We start from the raw sequence: 20,875 nt of genomic DNA, 5'->3' as shown, positions 1-20,875 counted from the left end.
CAAGCCGGGAAAAATGGGATAAACGGGACACTATGCCGTGCCCTGGATTACTGCATCCGCGTGACCGGCGAGGACAGGCTCAGCGCGTAGCGGCCCGCCGGGTCGGTCCACCAGTTCCGCAGGGTCAGCCCGGAGCGCCGCAGTTCGCTGCGGACCCGTTCCTGCCGGAACTTGGCCGAGATCTCGGTCCGCAGGTCCTCGCCGCCCTCGAACGGGACGACCAGGTCCAGCTCGCGCAGCTTCACCTGGACCGGACGGGTGGCCCGCAGCCGCATCTCGATCCACTCGTGCTTCGGGTCCCACAGCGCCACGTGCTGGAACGCGTCCGGGTCGAAGTCCGCGTCCAGGCCGTGGTTGAGCACGGTGAGCAGGTTCTTGTTGAAGGCGGCGGTGACCCCGGCACTGTCGTCGTAGGCGGCGACCAGCGTCGCCGGGTCCTTGACCAGGTCGGTGCCGAGCAGCAGGGCGTCGCCGGGCTCCAGTGCGCCGCTGACCCGGGTGAGGAAGGCGGCGCGCTGGTCCGGCAGCAGGTTGCCGATGGTGCCGCCGAGGAAGGCCAGCAGCCGGGGGCCGCGGGTGCCGTCCAGGCCCAGGTGCTGGTGGAAATCGGCGACCAGGGCGTGCACCTCCAGGCCGGGGTAGTCGGCGGTGACCGACTCGGCGGCCTGCCGCAGTGCGCTCTCGCTGACGTCCACCGGGACGTAGCCGCGCAGGCTGCCCTCGGCACGCAGGGCGTCCAGCAGCAGCCGGGTCTTCTGCGAGGAGCCGGAGCCCAGCTCGACCAGGGTGCGGGCGCGGACGGCGGCGGCGATCTCCGGTGCGCGGGCGGTCAGGATCTCGTGCTCGGCCCGGGTCGGGTAGTACTCCGGCAGCTCGGTGATCTGCTCGAACAGGTCGCTGCCCGCGGCGTCGTAGAACCAGACCGGCGGCAGCGCCTTGGGGCGCGCGGTCAGCCCCTGGGAGGCGTCGGTGCGCAGCGCGTCGGTGAAGTGGTGCTCGGGCAGCCTGCGGTCGAGTGTGAAGTCCGGGGTCATCGGACGGCTCTCCTCTCGGTGGCCTGCGGGGGCGCGGGGGGCGACGCGGGTGGTAGCGGGGTGACGGTGACGCCGGTGCGGTCGGCCAGCAGCAGGGCGTGGTCGGGGACTTCGGTCCAGCCGCCGGGGTTGTCGGGTTCGGCGGGCTCGAACGGTTCCGAGGCGACCAGGACCTGTTCGCCGTCGGCGCGGTACCAGAGGGTGTCGCCCCAGCGGACGGCCGCGATCGAGCGCCCGTCGGTGAGCAGGAGGTTCAGCCGGGCCCCGGGGCGAACGGCGGCGACCTGCAGGGTCACCGCCGTGAGCGCGTCGCCGGGGGACGCCCCGGTGGCGAGTTGGGCCTGCACCAGGACCCAGAGCAGCGCGGAGTCGCTGCGGGCCTCCAGCGCGAGCAGCGCGGCGGCGTCCGGTGCCGCGCTGCGGGGTGTGGTCGCCGTGGTCGTCGGGTCTGCCGGGGCTGCCGCGTCCGCGGGCAGGTGTTCCCAGGCGTCGACCGCGCCGTTGTGGCTGAACAGCCAGCGTCCGGCCCGGAACGGCGCGGCGGCCGAGGCCTCCGGGCTGGTGCCGGGGGTGGCGCTGCGGACGGCGGCCAGGACCGCGCCGCTGCGCAGGGTCCGGGCCAGGTCGGGCAGGTCGGGGTCGGCCCAGATCGCCCCGGCCCGGCGGTAGCGGGCCGGGGCGTCCTCGTCGCCCTGCGGGTACCAGCCCAGCCCGAAGCCGTCCGCGTTGACGGTCCCGTGCGCCTGGATGCGCGGGGCCCAGGACTGCCGGTAGAGGCTGTGCGGCGGTGCGAGCAACAGCTCGGACAGCGGGCGCACCGGCCCCAGGTAAGCGAAGTGACGGCACATCAGCTGCGCTCCGGGGGGCCGTCGGCAGCGGTGCGGAAGCCGGCGAATATCTGCCGCCGGACCGGGAGGTCCCAGTTGCGGAAGGTGGAGCGGCAGGCCACCGGGTCGGTGCCGAAGGAGCCGCCGCGCAGCACCTTGTAGTCGCCGCCGAAGAACACCTCGGAGTACTCCCGGTAGGGGAAGGCGGTGAAGCCCGGGTAGCCGGTGAAGCCGGTGGAGGTCCACTCCCAGACGTCGCCGAGCAACTGCCGTGCGCCGCACGGCGCAGCGCCGTCGGGGTAGCTGCCGACCGGGGCCGGTTCCAGGTGGCGCTGGCCCAGGTTGGCGTGGGCGGGGTCCGGGTCCTGGTCGCCCCAGGGGTGGCGCAGGGCGCGGCCGGTGGCCGGGTCGTGCCGGGCCGCCTTCTCCCACTCGGCCTCGGTGGGCAGCCGCCGCCCGGCCCAGCGGGCGTAGGCGTCCGCCTCGTACCAGCAGACATGGACCACCGGCTGGTCGGCGGGCAGCGGCTCGGTGCGGCCGAAGCGGCGGCGGAGCCAGCGGTCGCCGTCCCGCAGCCAGAACAACGGGGCCTCCAGCCGCTCCCGCTGCCGGTGCGCCCAGCCCTGCGGGCTCCACCAGCGGGGGTCGGCGTAGCCGCCGTCCTGGACGAAGTCCAGGTAGGCCCGGTTGCTGACCGGCGTGGTGTCCAACCGGAAGGCCGGGAGGTCGACGCGGTGGGCCGGGCGCTCGTTGTCCAGCGCCCAGGGGTCGGTGGAGGTGCCCATCTCGAACGGGCCGCCCGGGACCAGCACCTCGGGCGGGAGCAGGGCGGCGTCGGCCGGTGCGGGCGGCGGTGCGGGCGCTTCCAGCACCGGCGGGCCCTGGCGCAGCTGGTGGGTGGCGAGCATGGTCTCGTCGTGCTGCTGCTCGTGCTGGGCCAGCATGCCGAAGACGAAGCCGCGGTCGAGGAGTGGGCCGGGCAGTGGGTCGGTCGGTGGGCCGGTCGGTGTCGCTGTCGTTGCCGCGGTGCTGGTCAGCGGGGCCTCGGCGAGGACGTTCAGGGACTGGTCGCGGACCTCGGCGGCGTAGGCGCGGGCCTGGTCGGGGGAGAGCAGCGGCAGCGCGGGGCGTTCGGCGCGGGGGTGCTGGAAGGCGTCGTAGAGCGGGTCCAGGTCGGGGCGCAGCGGGGGGCGGCCTCCGGCCGCGCGGACCAGCCAGATCTCCTCCTGGTTGCCGATGTGGGCCAGGTCCCAGACCAGCGGCGACATCAGCGGGGAGTGCTGGGCGGTGAGCCCGTCGTCGTCCAGGCAGTCGGTCAGCGCCAGCGTCCGCAACCGGGCGGTCTCCAGCGCGGCACGGGCCCGGCGGCGGACGGCGGCGGCGGGGTCGGTTGCGGGAGCGGGCTCGGCTGCGGGCTCGGGGGTGGGGCCGGAGTCGGCGGCGGGGGCGGTTGCGGGGTGGGGGGTCATCGCCGGGCTCCTTGGGTCAGGTCGGAGGCGGGCCCCGCGTACCCGTTGCCGAGCAGGTCGTCGGCGGGGCAGCGGCCCTGCTCGGGGTAGCGGCGGGCGAAGCCGTCCAGCGCCGCGCGCAGCGGCTCCGGCGTCCCGTTGCGGGTCAGTGACGCCGCGGCGATGGCGAAGCAGGCCCGGACAGCGGTCCCCAGCTCCGGGTCGGCCGGGCCGAACCGGGCCGCGCGGCGCCACACCGCCCACGGCGGCTCCTCGGCGCCGTCGGTGAGCGGGGTGGTCGCCCGGTGCGCGGCCAGGGCCGCGACCGGGTCGTCCAGCAGCGCGCTGACCAGCAGGGCGGGCACCTGCCAGGCGTCGCCGCGCTGCGCGTCGATCATGCGCAGCTCCAGCCAGCCGCGGGGCCGTACCGGGGGGAACAGCGTGGTCAGGTGGTACTCGGCGTCGGCCAGGGTGGGCGGCGGGTCGAGCGGCGTCCCGCGCAGCCAGCCGCGCAGTGAGGTGTCGTGCGGGGCGGTCCAGGAGGCGGGGGAGGGGCGGCGCAGCAGCAGCAGCCGGGCGTCCAGGGCGTAGTGGGCCCAGGCGGCGCGGGGGTCCCCGTCCGGGGCCGGGGGACGGGTGCGGCCGGGGTCCATGTACGACCACACGGCCTGCCGGGTGGACCTCCAGCCGGTCGGTATGCCTTGCCACAGCGGCGAGTTGGCGAAGGCGGCGACCAGGACCGGGCCGAGCCGGTGGGCCAGGGCCCAGCGGAACCGGTAGCCGGCCGGGCCGTCCCCGTCGTCCCCCGCGTCCACGTTGACCTGGACCGAGGCGGTGGCCCGCATCATCATCCGGCCCCAGGGGCCGCCGTGGTCGAAGTAGGACTCCATGGCCCGGTAGCGGGGCAGGTCCAGCACCCGGGCCGGTGAGCGGTGCGGCTCCAGTCCGCAGCCTTCCAGGACCAGGTCGGCGGAGGCCAGCGCTTCCTGGAGCAGGGCCAGGTCGGCGGCGGTCTCCCGGAGGCAGGGGGCCACGCCGGGGGCCGGACGGGAGCTGAGTTCGACCTGGCCGCCGGGTTCCAGGGTGATCCTGCCGCCGTTCGGGAGCCGGTCCGCGGAGCCGAGGCGGGACAGCGCGCGTTCCAGGCGGGGGGTTGCCACGGCCGCGGCGTGGTCGTGCCGGTCGCGGACCAGCCACTCCAGCTCGACGCCGGTGCGGTGCGGCGGTCCGGTCCTGAAGCAGCTGGCGGCGATATGGGCCAGTGCGGCGTCCTCGTCGAGCCGGCCACCCATCGCTTCGCTCCCTCTCCGGTGCGGGCGGGGTGCTTGCGACCCCGATGATCATCCGAGTACGAGTCGATTATGTGATGGCACGGCATCCAGGGCATTTCGGGCATGGCGCCCGAGGGGAAATTTTCCGCCGACGCGGGAACCACCAGCGCGGCTTCGCCGCTGCGCGCGGACCCCTGCGGGGCTTGCGCTGCGCGCGGACCCCTGCGGGCTCGTGTCGGGGCGGCTGTGTCGGAGTCGGTGGGCGGGTTCCGCCCCGCCGTACCGCGTGTGGGCTGGGGTCCGCGCCGTGGGCGCACGCCCCTCCCCGGCACCCCCGCAAGGGTGAACTCGTTGGCTGAAAAGGGGGGTTGAGGCTGGGCGGCTGCATTGTAGAGCGGCTGGTTCTGGCCCACACTGTTTTCTGTGACCTGTCCAAGCTCCCCTGCCCGGTACGTATCGTCGGGCATCGGAATGCCGGTGATCGGGTTCGGGGGCGCGGGATGACATGGGCGCAGAACCGTCGGCGGGCCGGGGACCTTCCGCAGGAGGTCACCGTGTTCGTGGGCCGCGCGGTCGAGCTCGACCAGGTCCGCGCGGCGCTGGGCTCCGCCCGGCTGGTGACGGTGACCGGGCCCGGCGGCGTCGGCAAGACCCGCCTCGCGCTGCGGGCTGCCGCCGGTATGGCCGACCGGTACGAGCACGGCCTGTGCCTGGTCGAGCTGTCCGACCTGCGTGATCCGGAGCTGCTGCCGCACACCCTCGCCGCCTGCCTGAACCTGAGCCTGGAGCGGCCGGAGGCCGCCTCCGCGCTGGAGGCCGTGCTCGACCACCTGCGCCACCGGCAGATCCTGCTGGTGCTCGACACCTGCGAACACCTGGTGGACGCCTGCGCGCAGCTGGTCGAGACGCTGCTGCGGGAGGTACCGGGGGTGGCCGTGCTGGCGACCAGCCGACAGCCGTTGGACGTGTCCGGGGAGCGGATCTGCCCGGTCGCGCCGCTGCCGATCGAGGCCGGCGGCGGCGACGCGCTGGAACTGTTCGAACGCTGCGCCGCCGCCGCCCTGCCCGGTTTCGCCGTGGACGACGGCAACCGCGCCGACGCGGTCCGGCTCTGCCGCCGGCTGGACGGGATGCCGCTGGCGATCGAGCTGGCCGGGGTACGGCTGCGCGCCGTCTCGCTGGCCCAGCTGGTGGAGCGGCTCGACGACCGGTTCCGGCTGCTCACCGGCGGTCGCCGGACCGCGCTGCCGCGGCACCAGACGCTGCGCGCCGCGGTCGGCTGGAGCCATGACCTGTGCACCGCGCAGGAGCAGCTGCTGTGGTCCCGGCTCTCGGTCTTCGCGGGCACCTTCGACCTCGCCGCCGCCGAGGAGGTCTGCGCGGGCGGCCGACTGCTGGGCGCCAAGGACGTCTTCGTGGCGCTGGTCGGCCTGGTCGACAAGTCGGTGGTGCTGCGGGTCGGGGACGGCGAGGGCGACGCCGGCTACCGGATGCTGGACACCGTCCGGCAGTTCGGGGCCGAGCAGTTGGCCGCCGGGGGCGAGGAGTCGGCCCAGCGGGAGCGGCACCTGGCCCGCTACCTGGCCCTGGCCGGGACCTTCGACCGCGACTTCCTCGCCGACGACCAGATCGCCCAGTACCGCAGGCTCCGCGCCGAGCACGCCGACCTGCGGCTGGCGATCGAGTACGCGCTGTCCGCCCCCGGCCGGGCCGAGGCCGCCGCGGCACTGACCGGGCACCTGTGGGGGTACTGGCACATCGCCGGGCTGCACACCGAGGGCCGCTACTGGTACCGGAAGATCACCGACCGCTTCCCCGGGCGGGTGCGCGAACGCGCCTGGGCGCTGGCGCAGAGCGCCTACCTCGGCGCCTTCCAGGCCGACCCGGCCGCACTGGCCCAGGCCCGCGAGTGCGTGGACATCGCGGACGAGCTGGACGACCCGGTGGTGGCCGGACGCGGACGCGTCTACCTGCACCTCTCGCTCACCTTCATGGGCCGGCACCAGGAGGCGGCCCGCGCCGCCACCGAGGCCGAACAGCTGCTGGCGGCGGCCGGCGACGTGGTCGGCCTGGTCACCCTGGAGACCCAGGTCGGCTACATGCACCAGCTGGCGGGGGACCTGGAGAGCGCCATCGAGCCGTGCGAACGCGGGCTGGCCCGGCTCGGCGAGCACTCCACCGAGGGCTGGGTGCGCGGCTACCTGCACTACGTGATCGGCGCGGCCCGCTTCGCCCGGGGCGAGTACGACCGCAGCGCCCGCTCGGCGAGCACCGCGCTGCGGATCAAGTACGAGCTGGGCGACGGCGTCGGGATGGCGTACTGCCTGGAGCTGCTGGCCTGGCTGGCGGTGCGGGAGCGGCGGTTCGCGGACGCCGCGTGGCTGCTCGGCGCGGCGGACCCGCTGTGGCAGGGCGCGGGGGCCCGTCTCGGCGGCACCGAGATCATGGAGCAGCTGCACCAGACCGCGGTCCGGGCGGCGCGGCGGGCGCTCGGCAGTGAGCAGTGCATGGCGGTGCGCGCGGACGGGGCGGCGCAGCCGCTGGAGCGGGTGATCGCCGCCGCGACGGAGCAGCCGGAGCCCAGGACCGGGCGGGGCGGCGCGCGGCGCGACCGCATCGACCGTGCCTCGGGGGCCGGGCCCGCGGCCCCGCTGACCCGGCGGGAGCACGAGGTGGCGCTGCTGGCGGCGGCCGGCCGGTCCAACCGGGAGATCGCGGAACAGCTGGTCATCTCCAAGCGCACGGTGGACGCCCACCTGGAACGCATCCTGGCGAAGCTCGGCGTCCCCACCCGAGCCGGCATCGCCGAGCGGCTGGAGGCCGTCGCCGCCCCCGAGCCCCTCCACCCCGAGCCCGCCCCGCCGTCCTACGACCGCAGTTGGCGCTGACCGGCTCGTCCGGCCCGCGGATGACGTACTGTCAGGCGGGTGACGCGTGTTCGGGGTCGCCGCCCAACGGGTGAATTCCGCACACCGGCGGCCCCTGCCGCATGCGGTGGAGCACCGCTGCGCCGAGGCTGGGGGTCCGTGGAGCAGCCGCTCCGGCCGCGGAGGGAGCACAGCGAATGGCCAGTGTGGACGTCCCGGCTGACGGCGCGGACGGCTCCGGACAGCGGCCGGTGACCGCCGACGACCCCGCCGAGGACCCCGCCGACGACGACCTCGCCGCGCGGATCGCCGCGCTGATGCCCCGTGCCCGGCAGGACCTGGGCGAGCTCGTCGCCATCCGCTCGGTCGCCGACCCGCGGCAGTACCCGCCGGAGGAGTGCCGCCGCGCCGCCGAGTGGGTCGCCGCGGCCTTCGCCGAGGCCGGCCTGCTGGACGTGCACCTGGCGCTCACCCCGGACGGCAGCCACGCCGTCCTCGGCCACCGCCCGGCCCCGCCCGGTGCGCCGACCGTGCTGCTCTACTGCCACTACGACGTGCAGCCGCCGCTCGGCGAGGCCGCCTGGACCTCGCCGCCGTTCCAGCTCACCGAGCGGGACGGCCGTTGGTACGGGCGCGGCGCGGCCGACTGCAAGGGCAACATCGTGATGCACCTGACCGCGCTGCGGGCGCTCGGCGACGACCTGCCGGTCGGCGTCAAGCTGGTGGCCGAGGGCTCCGAGGAGCAGGGCACCGGCGGCCTGGAGCAGTACGTCCCGGACCACGTCCCCGAGCTGCACGCCGACGCGCTGCTGATCGCCGACACCGGCAACGCCGCCGTCGGCGTCCCGACCGCGACCAGCTCGCTGCGCGGCCTGGCCAACGTCGTGGTCAGCGTCTCCACGCTGCGCGGCGACGTGCACTCGGGCATGTTCGGCGGCGCGGCCCCGGACGCGCTGGCCGCGCTGGTCCGGATCCTCGACTCGCTGCGCGGACCCGACGGCGGCACCGTGGTCCAGGGCCTGGACTGCACCGGGAGCTGGGACGGCGTCGGCTACGACGAGCAGCGGTTCCGTACCGACGCCGGGGTGCTGGACGGGGTCGGGCTGATCGGCGGCGGCACGGTCGCGGACCGGCTGTGGGCGCGGCCCGCGGTCACCGTGCTGGGCATCGACTGCCCGCCGGTGGTCGGCTCGGCCGCGGCGGTGCCGGCCGCTGCCAGGGCCAGGGTCAGCCTGCGGGTCCCGCCCGGCACCGACCCGCACGCGGCGCTCGCCGCGCTGACCGCGCACCTGGAGCAGGCCGCGCCGTGGGGCGCGAAGGTCGAGGTGGAGCCGGAGAGCACCGGCTCGCCGTTCCGCGCCGAGACCGGCGGTCCGGCGTACGCGGCGCTGGACCGGGCCGCGCGGGCGGTCTACGGCAAGCCGCTGGCCTTCGTCGGCCAGGGCGGGTCGATCCCGCTGTGCAACGTCCTCGCCCGGACCTACCCGGACTCGGAGATCGTGCTGATGGGCGTCGAGGAGCCGCAGTGCGCGATCCACGCGCCCGACGAGAGCGTGGACCCGTCCGAGCTCCAGCAGATGGCGCAGGTGGAGGCCCTGTTCCTGCGCGAGTACGCCGCGGGTGCGCCGGGTCGGCGCTGAGCGGGCGCATTCCTGCTGCTGTCTTGTCTGTTCTGTCTTCGTTGTCTTTGTGTCTACATGCCTACGGAGGTCATCGTGAAGCACCCCCGCCGCAGCCTCGGACAGCTCGCACGGAGTGGGAGGACGGCCCGGGTGGCCGCGGTGGTCGGGGCGGCGTTCGTCGCGGTGGTGCTGGCGGCCTCGCCCTCGGCGGCTGCCTACCTCCGCTGCGACGCGATCCGGGTGATCCTGAAGGACTGCATCGGATCCGACGGCGGGGCGGAGGTGGACAGCTGCCAGCCCGAGGTGGACACGCTGGCCCTGGCCGTCGGCCCGCAGCCGACGCAGCGCGCCGCCGCGTGCCTCTGCCTGCACGACATCGAGGAGCAGGAGCTGCACTCCAACCCCAACCGCGACATCGCCGCCCTGAACCGGCGGCTGGGCGGGGCGGGCCTGTACTCCTGGAACTGCGCCCTGCTGGTGACCGGGACGGCGCCGGGCGGGCGGTAGCCGCGGCCGTTGCGGCGTCAGGCCCGTCGTCAGTCTCGGCGTCAGGCCCCGGCCTCAGCCACGGTCCCGGTCCGGGCGTCCCTCGTCGAGCGCGTTCCCGAGCCGGCGCAGCCCCTCGGCGATCTCCTCGGGGGAGTGGGTGGTGAAGGAGAGCCGCATGGCGCCCGGGTCCGGCGGGCCCGCGAAGAAGGGCGCGCCCGGCACATAGGCCACCTCGTGCTTGACCGCGATCGGCAGCAGCGCGGTCGCGTCGTAGCCGGGCGGCAGCTCGGCCCAGACGAACATGCCGCCGGTCGGCCGGTTCCACCGGCTGCCGGGTGGGAGTGTCGCCGACAGGCCCCCGAGCAGCGCGTCCCTGCGGTCCCGGTAGGCGGAGCGGATCAGCGCCAGATGCCCGTCGAGGTCGCTGTCCCGCAGGTAGCGGGCCGCGGCGGCCTGGTCGACGGTCGAGGTGTGCAGGTCGGCCGACTGCTTGGCGACCATGCAGGCCCGGCGCAGCCCGGCCGGCGCCCGGAGGTGCCCGAGCCGCAGCCCCGGCGCCATCACCTTGGAGAAGGACCCGAGCAGCGCGGTCCGGTCCGCGGCTTCCGGGTACGAGGCGATCCACGGGACCGGCCCCCCGTCGTACCGCAGCTCGCCGTACGGGTCGTCCTCGACGATCCAGAACCCGTGCCGCTCGGCCGCCTCGGCGACCGCCCTGCGCCGGTCCGGGGGGAGGGTGCGGCCGGTGGGGTTCTGGAAGGTGGGGACCAGGTAGAGCAGCTTCGGCCGCTCCCTGGCCACGATCTCCTCCAGCGCGGCGGGCACCAGCCCGTCGTCGTCGGTCGGCACCGGCACCACCCGGGCGCCCGCGAAGCCGAAGCACTGCAGCGCGGCCAGGTAGCACGGGTCCTCGACCAGCACCACGTCGCCCGGTTCCAGCAGGGCGACCGCCAGCAGCGTCAGCGCCTGCTGCGAACCGGTGGTGACCAGCAGGTCGTCGGCCTCGGTCGGCAGCCCCAGGGCGGTCTGCCGCGCGGCTATCGCGGTGCGCAGGTCGACGTCCCCCTCGGTGGTCGAGTACTGCAGCGCCCGCTCCGGGGCCTCGGCCAGCACCCGGTCGTAGGCACGGCGGATGCCCGCCGCGTCGAAGAGTTCGGGCGCGGGCAGCCCGCCCGCGAACGAGATCACCTCGGGACGCGCGGTCAGGGCCAGGATCTCCCGTACCGGGGAGGCCCCGACCGTACGGACCCGCCCGGCAGTCGGAGGAAGTGCGGCAGTTGGAGACATGCCCCGATTCTAGGGACGGAGGGGGGCGCTGAGGAGGGACTCGACTTCCTCGGCGTAGAGGACGGCCGGATCGAAGGGCATTGCGGTGAAGTGTCCTGCCGCCTCCAGGCTGAGGACCCCGTGCATCCGGGTCCAGAAGGCCAGCGGCTTCCGCATGGCGGGGTCGGGGGCGAAGGCCTCCAGGATCGGGGCGAAGATCCTTCTGGCGAGGTCGGTGGCCTCGGGCGGTGCGTGGTAGCCGGGCACCGGGGTGCCGTAGACCAGCAGGTACCGGTGCGGGTAGGTCAGCGCCCAGGCCCGGACCGCCTGCGCGATCTCCCTCAGCCGGGCGGCTGCTGACGCGTCGTCGGCAACGGGGCCGGCGGCGGCCCCGACCACGTCGGCGAGATCGCGGTAGGCAGCCAGGACCAGCTCGGTCAGCAGGTCGTCGCGACTGGCGTAGTAGCGGTAGAGCGCGGGCGCGGTCATGCCCATCTGCTTGGCGATGGCCTTGAGCGAGAGCGCCGAGGCGCCCGCGTCGGCGATCTGCTCCCAGGCGCGTTCCCGCACCTCGGAGCGCACTTGCTCGCGGTACCGCTCGCGCGGGCTGATCGATGTCTGCTGCTCGCTCATGGCGTCCTCTCGCACTTCTGTTGACCCTAGCTTACCTCCGTTATATGGTTTCACTGAAACGAAAGCGGGTCACGAAAGCGATGACCCATCAGAGCCAGAGTCCGGAGGCACCCGCGATGAGCAAGACCGTCACCCCCGTCACCCCCGCCGCGCCCGTCGTCGCCCTGCAGGTGGTCCTGCCCGGCGTGGTCGAGCCCGACGGCCTGGAGATCCGGCGCACGCCCCTCTCGCCGCCGGGCTCCGGCCAGGTGCTCGTGGCCGTGGAGGCGACCGGGATGTCCTTCGCCGAGCAGTCGATGCGCCGGGGCATCTACTACCGCCAGCCGGCCTTCCCGTTCGTGCCGGGCTACGACCTGGTCGGCCGGGTCGCCGTCCTGGGCGCCGGGGTCGATCCCGGGCTGCTCGGCCGCCGGATCGCCGCTCTGACGAAGACCGGCGGCTGGGCCTCGCACGTGCTGCTGGCGGCCGAGGACGTGATCGCCGTCCCGGAGGGGCTGGACCCGGTCGACGTGGAAGCCCTGATCGTCAACGGCATCACTGCCTGGCAGATGCTGCACCGCACGGCCCGGATCCGCCCCGGGCAGACCGTCCTGGTGCACGGCGCCAACGGCGGAGTCGGCACCATCCTGGTCCAGCTCGCCCGGCACCACGGCGTCCAGGTCATCGGCACCGCCTCGCCGCGGCACCACCAGGCGCTGCGGGCCCTCGGCGTCACCCCCGTCGACTACCGCGACCCCGACCTCGAAGCCCGGGTGCGCGCGATCGCGCCGAACGGAGTGGACGCCGTCTTCGACCACCTCGGCGGTGAGAGCGTGCACCGCTCCTACCGGCTGCTGGCCCCCGGCGGAACCCTCGTCAGCTACGCCATCGCGTCCAAGCTCAACGACCGGGACGGCGGGAGGCTGCTGCGCCTCTTCCTCGGTCTGATGACCCAACTGGCCTGGTGGAACTACCTTCCCAACGGCCACTCGGCGTCGTTCTACAACATCTGGTCCGGACGCGGCCTGCGCCCGCGGGCCTTCCGGGCCCGGCTGCGGGAGGACTTCACCGCGGTCCTCGGCCTGCTCCGGGACGGCGCGCTGGCCCCGCAGATCGCCGCCCGCCTGCCGCTGACCGCAGCCGGCGAGGCGATGGAACTGGCCGAGTCGCACACCGCCTACGGCAAGATCGTCCTGCTTCCCCAGGGCCTGCCGGACTGACCGGTCGGACCGGGTCAGTCGGACCGGGCCGTCGGACCGGCCCTGGGGAAGGCTGCCGGCACGGCGTCAGCCGCCGAGGATGCCGCCCTTCTGGAACTGGTCCACCGGGGCCTCGTTGCAGGAGTTCTTGTTTCCCCAGTCGCCGGCGACGCCGGTGGCGTTGGCCACCGCGCAGCGCAGGTCGACGCCGACGAACGGGGCACCGTTGTTGTTGATCGCGCCGTCCTGGTGGCCGGCCACGGTGTCCCCGTAGTGGCTGCCGTAGGTGCCCTCGCCGGAGGCCGTGTCGCCGCCACCGTCCATGTGGTACGAGTTGATCGCGCCCTGCGCGCTCTCGTTGCTGTCGACGCCCTTGCAGTCGGCCGCCGAGGCCGGGGCCGCAATGGCCATGGTGGCCGAGACGGCCAGGGCGGCGCCCGCCAGAACCTTCTTGATCATGGTGATTCTCCTGCTCTGCGCTGATTTGCGCTGTTCAGTGCCGATTGGTGATGGTCAGTGCTGGGATGTGACGTTTCGTCAGGGTCAGCCGCCGAGGATGCCGCCCTGGTGGAACTGGTCCACCGGGGCGTCGTTGCAGGAGTTCTCATTGCCCCAGACGCCGGCGACGCCGGTGGCGTTGGCCACCGCGCAGCGCAGGTCGACGTCGGCGAACGGGGCGCTGTTGTCGTTGATCGCGCCGTCCTGCGAGCCCACCAGGGTGTCCCCGTAGTGACTGCCGTAGGTGCCGTCGGCGAAGGAAACGCCGGTCATCGGCACGGTTGCGGAGACGGCCAGCAGTGCGCCGGCCAGTACCTTCTTGATCATCGCTTCTCCCGGAGTTCTCGTCAGGCGGCTGCGCTTGTGGTCGCCGCTCTGCGTCCGGCCCAACGAGAGGCGTGCGGTGAGGTGGCTGGACCTCACTCGGCTGGATCAGTCGAGCAACTCTCGAAGGTGTATTCGGTAGGCCGCCCGGAGCAAGGGCGAGTCACCTGTGCCGTCACGTGGTCGTTCGCCGACCGGAGCGCCCTTCCGGCCACGGCGGGGTCCGCTTCATCCACCCCACAGGGAGAAAAAACAGATGATGAAGAAGGTTCTGGCGGGCACCGCCCTGGCCGTCTGCGCGACCGTCGCCGCCGCTGGTCCCGCCTCCGCGGCGTCCTGCATGGGCGCGGAGAACCACGAGACCGCCTCGCAGGCGATCGACTCCTACCGGATGGGCGGGGACACCGCCTCCGGCGAGGGCACCTACGGCAACCACTTCGGCGACACCCTGGTGGGTTCGCAGGACGGCGTGATCAACAACAACGGCGCCCCGTTCGTCTACGTCGACCTCCGCTGCGCGGTCCCGAACGCCACCGGCGTGGGCGCGACCTTCGGGAGCAAGAACTCCTGCAGCAACGCCCCGGTGGACCAGTTCCAGAAGGGCGGCATCCTCGGCGGCTGACGAAGCCACCCGAGCAATCCTGCCGGCGCCCCCGCCCGGCCGCACTTCCCGGAGTTGTCGGCCGGGCGCCGCGGCCGGGCGGAGGCTTGCCCGGGGATTGCGAACTTCCTTGAATGCAAAGGCAATTGGGATATCCGGTCAGGATGGGATCCGGATTCGCCCGCCGTGGCCCTCTCTCGCCATTCCCCAGTCGGCGAACATGCAGCTCAGATGGGCATCTGATGCCCATTGGCCGACATGTGCGCCCTTTGTCTCCAGAGTTCAAAGCGGACATAGAGTCACTTTGTTCATGAATGCCTGAGACGCAGGTCACAGGCCGTCAATTCGCGCTTCCGATCCGGTTTCTCGCGCTTCTCGAAAAGGACTACGCTGCAACCGCCCGTCGCCCGGTAATTCGTGGGGCGACTGTCTGCCCCGGAATTCCCCGGGGTCGGAGCAAGGACCTGGAGAAGGAGAGACGCCATGCGAAGACTGCGGAGAAGAGGGGTGGTGACGGGGGCGATAGCCGCGGCAGCGGCAGCGTCGGTCGCCCTCCTCTCGCTGCCCAACGGGCCCAGTGGGCCCGGCAGTCCAGGCTCGGCCCAAGCAGGCGCCCCGAACAGTTCGGTTTCCCCGGGCGCGGCCGGCGCCGGGGCGAACAGCGGCGGCAGCACTCCGGGCGACGTCGCCAGTGCCCAACTCGCCGCGGACGTCCGGACCAAGGGCGCCATCCCGGTCGCCCAGCGGGACAAGGTCCTGGGCTCCGGCTGGAGCACCTCGAAGGACCAGGTCGTCACCGCGACCGGTGACGACTCCGGCTTCCACCTGCTGGTCGCCAAGGAGAGCGCCGGCTACGACTGGAAGACGGCCGTCACGCTCAACGAGCCGGGCCTCGACGCCGACGAGTGGGTCGGCAACACCTGCACCACGCCGGACGGCGCGTACGAGGGCGTGGTGTACGCCCCTCAGCGCTGGACGAACGAGGAGGACACCCTGGAGCGGGGCGGCTTCGCCGCCGTCGTCAACCTGGGCACCGGCAAGGTGACGAAGCTCGGGTTCACCGCGTCGCTCGCCTACTTCGACCCCGGCTGCGGAAACGGCGACAACGTCGTGTTCAGCGGGTTCAGCTCGGCCGGCACCACGCGGCTGATCGAGGTGAACGCGGCCACCGGCAAGACCGTGTCCACCGTCACCCCCTCGGCCGAGGTCACCTCCGCCGTCCCTGCCCCCGGCGGAATCCTCGCCGTGCAGGGCGAGAGCGTCATCGAGATCGACTCCAAGGGTCGCAGCCGGACGCTCGCCACCACCCCCGGCGGTTCCCCGCTGCGGGTCCACCCCGCCGCGGGCGGCGCGGTGTTCCTGGCCACCACGCAGGCCGGGAAGCGGGAGCAGGTGGAGTTCGCCGACGGACGGCGCACCACGGTCCTCGCCAAGGGCCTGAACGGCCAGTACGGGCTGGCGACCGGTCAGAACGGGCAGGTGTACGTCACCGGTTCGCCGCGGCTGACCGCGCACATCGCCGGCGTCGCCGCGTCCACCGCACCCGCGGGCGCGGCGCTCTCCTCGCTGGGCGACCTCGCCGTCACGGCGACCGCCCCGCAGCCGCTGATGGACGCCGACCCGGTGAAGAAGGGCCAGGCCCACGCCGACCCGGCGACGCTGGCGGCGGCGCTTCCGGCCGGTACGGACCTGCCGGTCGCGGTGAAGGCCACCGCCATGCACTCGCACACGGCACTGGAGTTCTACGCCGACCCGGCGGAGAAGAAGGGCAAGAACGCCGGCTCCGGCTCGGCTCCCTCGCCCTCCGGCAAGCCCGTCACGGCCCAGCGTTCGACCGGCCCCTCCACCCGCGCGGGCCCGACCGCCACGGGTTCCACGGCCACGGCGGCCACGGCTTCCGCGGTCACCGCCACCAACGCCACCGCGGTCACCGCCTCCGCGGTCACCGCCTCCAGCGCCACCGCGGTCACCGCCACCAACGCCACCGCGGTCACCCCGGTCACGGCTCAGCAGGCCTCGTACGCGGTCCAGGCGGACGACTCCACCGACACGGTGGACGAGGGGCACTACTGCGCGGTCGCCCGGAACGATCCCAGCATCATGGTCTACCAGCCCACCCCGAACCAGGTGGAATGGGCCGTGGACCGCGCCGTGAAGGGCCAGCTCACCTCCGACCGGATCCCGCGGCCGAGCAACTGGAACGACTCCGGCCTGTCCTCCTGGTCACCGCAGGGCATGTTCCCGCTGCCCGCCCTGACCACCGGCGGAACCATCCCCCCGCAGGTCCTGCTCGGCGTCCTGTCGCAGGAGTCCAACCTGTGGCAGGCCACCTCGCACTCCGAGCCCGGTGAGTACGGCGACCCGCTGATCGGCAACTACTACGGCGCGAACGTCTACCCCGGCACCACCGGGTACACCTCCGACGGCATCTGGAACATCAACTGGGCCAACGCCGACTGCGGCTACGGCATCGGCCAGGTCACCGACGGCATGCGGCTGTCCGCCCACCCGAAGCCGGGCGAGACCGAGCTGCCCTCGGACGAGCAGAAGGCGGTGGCGGTCGACTACGCCACCAACATCGCCTACGCGGCCCGCCTGCTCGCCCAGAAGTGGAACGAGCTGCACACCGCCGGCCAGACCATCACCATCAACAACGACGACCCGACGAAGATCGAGAACTGGTTCGCCGCGGTCTGGGACTACAACTCGGGCTTCAACCCGCCGAGCGCGGGCAGCGCCTGGGGCCTGGGCTGGCTGAACAACCCGGCCAACCCCATCTACCCGGCCGACCGCGGTCCGTTCATGGACCAGAACATCTCCTGCACCACCGGCACCGCGAACACCCCCGCCACCGGCTGGTCGACCTGCTCCCAGGCCGGGGCGAAGAGCGTCACCGACGGCTACTCGGCCCATGACGCCGCCCAGCCGCAGAACTGGCCCTACGAGGAGAAGGTCATGGGGTGGGCCGCCGAGTCCATCGACACCGGCCGCTCCTACACCGAGGGCGACGTCAAGCAGTCCGCGGGCGACCCCGGCTTCTCCACCATGGGCTTCGCGCCCTCCTGGTGGAACACCGAGCAGTCCCGGATCCAGCTCAAGCCCCCGCTGTCGGCGTTCTGCGACACGTCCAACTCCTGTGACCCGGCCAGCCCGCCGCAGTGCGAGGTCGACCACGAGGGCGCGTCCTGCGACCCGCCGCACTGGTTCCACGAGTCCAATGTGACCTGGAAGAGCGACTGCTCCACCACCTGCGGCAACTCGGTCTTCACCTTCGTCAACTCGTATCCCGACGAACTCCCGGTGGTCCACCCGGTCACCCCGCCGTGCGGGCCCCCGGGCGGCATCGTGGTGAACGACACCCCGTCCACGGTCGCCGAGCCGGGCTGCTCCGGCGGGCAGACCTACACCGACGGCGGCACCTTCTCCTTCCTCTACAACCCGGCCAACGCCGGCTCCGAGGACCAGCGGTACGAGGGCAAGGAGGACCTGCAGCAGGACTCGTCCGGCTTCGGCGGCCACTTCTGGTTCGCCCACACCCGTGACATGTGGAACGCCTGGGACGGCCAGGAGCTCGGCCTGATGGGCACCTGGGCGCCGAAGCTGACCGCCGGGTCCTACCAGGTCCAGGCGTACCTCCCGTATCTGGGCGACATGACCCAGAACGCGGAGTACACGGTCGACGACGGCAACGGCAACTCGTACACCGTCACGGTCGACCAGTCCCAGGCCATGAACAGCTGGGTCGACATCGGCTACTTCAACCTCGCCCCCGGCGCCACGGTCGAACTGACGAACGAGACCCACGACGGCGACACCGGCGACCACACCATCGCCTTCGACGCGATGCGGTTCAGCCCGGTGGCCTCCATCCCGGACACCAACGCCTGGCAGACCTTCGCCTCCGAGGTGCAGGCCCAGAACAACGCCGACCAGGACAGCCTCAAGGCGGCCAAGGCGCACGGCGCGGACGCGATGGCCGAGTACAACTCGGACCTCGTGGCCGTTCCGAAGAAGGGCTACGTCGGCATCCCCGACGAGTTCATCGGGATGAGCGTCGCCCCGTCCACCGTCAGCCTGGTCGGGGACTGCAACGGAACCATCACCTGCACCCAGGAGTTCCAGCTCCTGTACTTCGCGACAGTCGACACGTTCTACTGCGACGAGCCGGGTGCGGCAGCCGACATCGGCAGTGACTGTCCCGCCGCGGACGTCTACTGGACCGGCCAGAAGTCCGTGGCGCAGAACCAGACGTTCACCCGTGACTACGACCGGCTCGGCACCGCCTTCGAGGACCTGATCCACCAGTTCCTCGGCAACGCCCCTGCCGTCTTCTGGGACTGCATCGTCAAGGGCCAGGACACGTACACGCCGACCCAGGCCTCGTTCCAGGTCCCCAACTCCCAGCCGAAGGGGGCGACCGGGGCCGTCTACGCCTCGGACGTCGTCCAGGCGGACGCCACCGGCGGCATCTGCGACCAGGCCACCGAGGCCGGGATGCAGATCGGGGCGCTGCTCGGCCTGTCCGAGCTCACCGGCGACGCCCTGATCGCGGACGACCCGGCCGCAGTCGTCGACTACAGCGCCGCCCAGACCGAAGCCGCCGAGCAGGCGCTGAAGGACCTGGCGGCGACGGAGGCGGGTGACGCCGTCAACGGGGCGCTCAGCAACGTCATCGACGACGCCGTGGCCGCGGGCGGCGACGCCCCCGGCAGCCTCCGCTTCGGCCTGACCCGGGCGGCGAACTTCCAGCAGGCCATCGCCGCGATGAGCAGCGACGCGCGGGCCCTGATGGCGGGGTACAAGCCGTTCGGCAACCTGTCCATCGAGAAGTGGTTCGAAAAGTACTGGAACTGGACCGACAAATGGTTCGACTACCCGCCCAACCAGGGGTTCGAAGGCCCCGCGACCCCGTACGTCCCCAAGGCGGGCGAGGAGATGGACCGCTTCGGTTCACCCAACGGGCAGTTCCTCTCCCCGCGGGACGGCACCCCGTTCGTCCAGCGTGCGCTGCCTCCGAACAACGTCAGCGGTAACCTCGACGAGCTTGGTGACGGCTACCACGTCTACAAGTGGATCAAGGACTGGGACCCGGCCAACGGCGAGATCACGGTGGGTAAGATCGCACCCTGGTTCGACCAGCCCGGCGGCGGTACGCAGTACCTCCTGCCCGGGAAGATCAACGTCGCCTGGCTCAAGACCAACGGCTACATCGAGGACGTGAGCTAGTGGACACCGGCACCCTCGACCGGGCCCTGCGCTCGGGCGGGGTCGACCCCTCCGATTACCTGCTTCCCGGCAGCGGCGGCGACGTCGCTCCCGGGCAGTGGGCCCAGGACGGCGGCCTCGCGCTGGTGGCAGTCGGCCCGACGCAGTGGGCGGTCTACGGCGGAGCGGACGCCACGTTCGGCTCGGTGACCCGCCTGGTCACCTTCGATTCCGTGGAACAGGCGTACGGGGAGTTCCTGCGCGAGCTGACCCGCCCCGACGGGGCTCCGTTCGCCGAGGCCAAGGCCGCCTGGCAGCAGCAGTGGGAACGCGAGCAGCACGACAGGGACGCCAAAGCCGCTCGCGCACGCCCCGAGCTCGCGGCGCTGCGGGAGCAGTGGCAGCGCGCCTGGGCGACCCGTCGGGCCCGGGGCGAGGAGGCGATGACCGCCGCCGAGCTGCACACCGCGTTCCAGCCCCTGGGACGGCGTCTGTACTGGTCCCTGGGGGGATTCGACCCCAGCCCGGTACCCGATGCCAACGTCATGGCCGCCCCCGGCCCCGACGGCGCCTGGTGGCTGGCCAACACCGGCGAACGCGGACGGCCCCCGTGGTTCATCGCGGTCGGGCTGACCGAAGCCGAGGCTTGCTGCTACATCTTCGACGCCACGGTGGCGGGCTCAGGTTTCGCCCGCCGAACCACGAAGACGGAGTGGCAGGCCGAGATCGCAGCCCGACACCGCGGCGGCCCGCTACCGCCGTGGCCCCGGGTCACAGCCTGACGCCAGGCTGAACCCGGAGCCATCCGCTCAGCGCCCCGTCCCACAACCCCGTGGGGCGGGGCGCTGCGTCTTGGCGGCGGTACCGGCGCCGTGGTCTTCGATCAAGGCCGCACACGCGTGGAGCGCGACCGGCTACACTGTGCTGCGTGTCCCCGCCCAGGTGGGGACACCTCGGATGCGCGGAGCAAGTGTGAGTACCCCACGGTTGCCCACACATCCCGTCTCCGTGGGGCTTGGAGAAAACCCCTCCACCGCAGGTCAGCGGCATCGTGCCCCGAGGTCGCAGAACGCATGCCAGTCACTTTCAGAATGTAACGTCTGTCTTCGCAGGTCAACGGGCTGGGGCGGGCGCCCTTCGCGGATGCGCGAATGCCCCGGAGTGACAACGACGGACTGCCATCCAGCTACGTGTTCGACGGATCCTAGCCCTACGCCACGCTCAGGGCGGACGCGCCGGTGAGCGCCTCCTGTGCGCAGGCGCTCGCCCGCAATCTGACGGAGGCACTCGAGGCATCGGGGCTCGGTCTGCGCTCGTTGGGCGAGCGGGCCGAAGTGTCCCATTCGACCATCAGCCGTCTGCTGCGCGGCCTCGTCCTGCCCGACATCGGCACGCTTGGTCGGCTCGAGTCCGTCCTCGGGACTCCCCTGTGGCCGGTTTGGGGCTCTGAGGCGATGCCGAATGTGGCCCACGGGACTGTCCGCGACTTGGGTCTTACAAGATTTTCGTAGGCGCCTGTCGTGCTTCAATGCGCCTGTGACGTAGGCGGGTTGTGCTGGCAGGGTGGTGGTGTGTGCTGTCGCGATCGAGGACCTGCTGCCGCAGTTGGCGG

Annotated in this window: 16 protein-coding genes; 8 read left to right on the top strand and 8 right to left on the bottom strand. The window is 72.9% G+C overall.

Features of this window, described 5'->3' with window-relative positions; all coding sequences use genetic code 11:
* Positions 1-47: 47 nt before the first annotated feature.
* From egtD to egtA, 4 genes are read right to left on the bottom strand one after another with little or no spacing between them, the layout of a single operon-like run.
* Complete coding sequence (egtD, locus tag ACEZDE_RS25365; RefSeq protein WP_380540213.1) at positions 48-1,034, bottom strand: L-histidine N(alpha)-methyltransferase; 987 nt, start codon at positions 1,032-1,034, stop codon at positions 48-50.
* Positions 1,031-1,882 (bottom strand): ergothioneine biosynthesis protein EgtC, encoded by an 852-nt coding sequence (egtC, locus tag ACEZDE_RS25360; protein WP_380540210.1) that lies wholly within the window; start codon positions 1,880-1,882, stop codon positions 1,031-1,033. The genes egtD and egtC overlap by 4 nt, the downstream gene beginning before the upstream one ends.
* Complete coding sequence (gene egtB / locus ACEZDE_RS25355; protein WP_380540207.1) at positions 1,882-3,330, bottom strand: ergothioneine biosynthesis protein EgtB; 1,449 nt, start codon at positions 3,328-3,330, stop codon at positions 1,882-1,884. Before egtB ends, egtC begins: the two co-directional genes overlap by 1 nt.
* Entirely contained in the window at positions 3,327-4,601 is a 1,275-nt protein-coding gene (gene egtA, locus ACEZDE_RS25350; RefSeq protein WP_380540204.1) for an ergothioneine biosynthesis glutamate--cysteine ligase EgtA, read from the bottom strand. Before egtA ends, egtB begins: the two co-directional genes overlap by 4 nt.
* A gap of 479 nt (positions 4,602-5,080) precedes the next feature.
* Between egtA and ACEZDE_RS25345 the strand changes: the two genes are divergently transcribed.
* The 3 genes from ACEZDE_RS25345 to ACEZDE_RS25335 all read left to right on the top strand — a co-directional run bounded on the left by ACEZDE_RS25345 (position 5,081) and on the right by ACEZDE_RS25335 (position 9,576).
* A complete protein-coding gene (locus tag ACEZDE_RS25345) occupies positions 5,081-7,468 on the top strand; it encodes an ATP-binding protein (protein WP_380540201.1) in 2,388 nt (795 codons plus the stop codon).
* A 176-nt stretch (positions 7,469-7,644) separates the two neighbouring features.
* On the top strand, positions 7,645-9,087 hold the full coding sequence (locus ACEZDE_RS25340; protein ID WP_380540198.1) for a dipeptidase: 1,443 nt from the start codon (positions 7,645-7,647) through the stop codon (positions 9,085-9,087).
* A gap of 75 nt (positions 9,088-9,162) precedes the next feature.
* A complete protein-coding gene (locus tag ACEZDE_RS25335) occupies positions 9,163-9,576 on the top strand; it encodes a hypothetical protein (protein ID WP_380540195.1) in 414 nt (137 codons plus the stop codon).
* 54 nt (positions 9,577-9,630) lie between these two features.
* Here the strand turns inward: ACEZDE_RS25335 and ACEZDE_RS25330 are convergent, their stop codons facing one another.
* A complete protein-coding gene (locus ACEZDE_RS25330; protein ID WP_380540192.1) occupies positions 9,631-10,845 on the bottom strand; it encodes an aminotransferase-like domain-containing protein in 1,215 nt (404 codons plus the stop codon).
* 9 nt (positions 10,846-10,854) lie between these two features.
* Positions 10,855-11,457, bottom strand: a complete 603-nt coding sequence (locus ACEZDE_RS25325; RefSeq protein WP_380540189.1) for a TetR/AcrR family transcriptional regulator — start codon at positions 11,455-11,457, stop codon at positions 10,855-10,857.
* Between the two features lie 116 nt (positions 11,458-11,573).
* Between ACEZDE_RS25325 and ACEZDE_RS25320 the strand changes: the two genes are divergently transcribed.
* A complete protein-coding gene (locus ACEZDE_RS25320; RefSeq protein WP_380540186.1) occupies positions 11,574-12,656 on the top strand; it encodes a medium chain dehydrogenase/reductase family protein in 1,083 nt (360 codons plus the stop codon).
* A gap of 66 nt (positions 12,657-12,722) precedes the next feature.
* On the opposite strand, the gene ACEZDE_RS25315 is transcribed toward ACEZDE_RS25320, so the two are convergent.
* Together ACEZDE_RS25315 and ACEZDE_RS25310 are read right to left on the bottom strand one after the other, a co-directional pair.
* The gene (locus ACEZDE_RS25315) at positions 12,723-13,094 is read right to left on the bottom strand and encodes a hypothetical protein (protein WP_380540183.1); all 372 of its coding nucleotides are present in this window, start codon (positions 13,092-13,094) and stop codon (positions 12,723-12,725) included.
* Between the two features lie 84 nt (positions 13,095-13,178).
* Complete coding sequence (locus tag ACEZDE_RS25310) at positions 13,179-13,460, bottom strand: hypothetical protein (RefSeq protein ID WP_380540180.1); 282 nt, start codon at positions 13,458-13,460, stop codon at positions 13,179-13,181.
* A gap of 253 nt (positions 13,461-13,713) precedes the next feature.
* Here ACEZDE_RS25310 and ACEZDE_RS25305 point away from each other — a divergent pair, with 253 nt between their 5' ends.
* From ACEZDE_RS25305 to ACEZDE_RS25290, 4 genes are all read left to right on the top strand, one after another.
* On the top strand, positions 13,714-14,079 hold the full coding sequence (locus ACEZDE_RS25305; RefSeq protein ID WP_380540177.1) for a hypothetical protein: 366 nt from the start codon (positions 13,714-13,716) through the stop codon (positions 14,077-14,079).
* A gap of 489 nt (positions 14,080-14,568) precedes the next feature.
* On the top strand, positions 14,569-19,284 hold the full coding sequence (locus ACEZDE_RS25300) for a glycohydrolase toxin TNT-related protein (RefSeq protein ID WP_380540174.1): 4,716 nt from the start codon (positions 14,569-14,571) through the stop codon (positions 19,282-19,284).
* Complete coding sequence (locus ACEZDE_RS25295; RefSeq protein WP_380540171.1) at positions 19,284-20,045, top strand: hypothetical protein; 762 nt, start codon at positions 19,284-19,286, stop codon at positions 20,043-20,045. Before ACEZDE_RS25300 ends, ACEZDE_RS25295 begins: the two co-directional genes overlap by 1 nt.
* 456 nt (positions 20,046-20,501) lie before the next feature.
* Positions 20,502-20,774, top strand: coding sequence for a helix-turn-helix domain-containing protein (locus ACEZDE_RS25290; RefSeq protein ID WP_380540168.1), 273 nt, complete (start codon positions 20,502-20,504; stop codon positions 20,772-20,774).
* Positions 20,775-20,875: the final 101 nt, after the last annotated feature.

Origin of the sequence: Streptacidiphilus cavernicola (assembly GCF_042510955.1) — a bacterium.
In the GTDB taxonomy this organism is placed as follows: domain Bacteria; phylum Actinomycetota; class Actinomycetes; order Streptomycetales; family Streptomycetaceae; genus Streptacidiphilus; species Streptacidiphilus cavernicola.
This window is presented reverse-complemented; position numbering and strand designations above follow the sequence as displayed.

What these genes read in the sequence shown, in the direction of transcription:
- egtD (WP_380540213.1), bottom strand. Translation starts at nt 1,034, where the DNA reads ATGACCCCGGACTTCACACTCGACCGCAGGCTGCCCGAGCACCACTTC.
- ACEZDE_RS25320 (WP_380540186.1), top strand. Translation starts at nt 11,574, where the DNA reads ATGAGCAAGACCGTCACCCCCGTCACCCCCGCCGCGCCCGTCGTCGCC.
- egtA (WP_380540204.1), bottom strand. Translation starts at nt 4,601, where the DNA reads ATGGGTGGCCGGCTCGACGAGGACGCCGCACTGGCCCATATCGCCGCC.
- ACEZDE_RS25330 (WP_380540192.1), bottom strand. Translation starts at nt 10,845, where the DNA reads ATGTCTCCAACTGCCGCACTTCCTCCGACTGCCGGGCGGGTCCGTACG.
- ACEZDE_RS25305 (WP_380540177.1), top strand. Translation starts at nt 13,714, where the DNA reads ATGATGAAGAAGGTTCTGGCGGGCACCGCCCTGGCCGTCTGCGCGACC.
- ACEZDE_RS25345 (WP_380540201.1), top strand. Translation starts at nt 5,081, where the DNA reads ATGACATGGGCGCAGAACCGTCGGCGGGCCGGGGACCTTCCGCAGGAG.
- ACEZDE_RS25325 (WP_380540189.1), bottom strand. Translation starts at nt 11,457, where the DNA reads ATGAGCGAGCAGCAGACATCGATCAGCCCGCGCGAGCGGTACCGCGAG.
- ACEZDE_RS25340 (WP_380540198.1), top strand. Translation starts at nt 7,645, where the DNA reads ATGGCCAGTGTGGACGTCCCGGCTGACGGCGCGGACGGCTCCGGACAG.
- ACEZDE_RS25315 (WP_380540183.1), bottom strand. Translation starts at nt 13,094, where the DNA reads ATGATCAAGAAGGTTCTGGCGGGCGCCGCCCTGGCCGTCTCGGCCACC.
- egtC (WP_380540210.1), bottom strand. Translation starts at nt 1,882, where the DNA reads ATGTGCCGTCACTTCGCTTACCTGGGGCCGGTGCGCCCGCTGTCCGAG.
- egtB (WP_380540207.1), bottom strand. Translation starts at nt 3,330, where the DNA reads ATGACCCCCCACCCCGCAACCGCCCCCGCCGCCGACTCCGGCCCCACC.
- ACEZDE_RS25310 (WP_380540180.1), bottom strand. Translation starts at nt 13,460, where the DNA reads ATGATCAAGAAGGTACTGGCCGGCGCACTGCTGGCCGTCTCCGCAACC.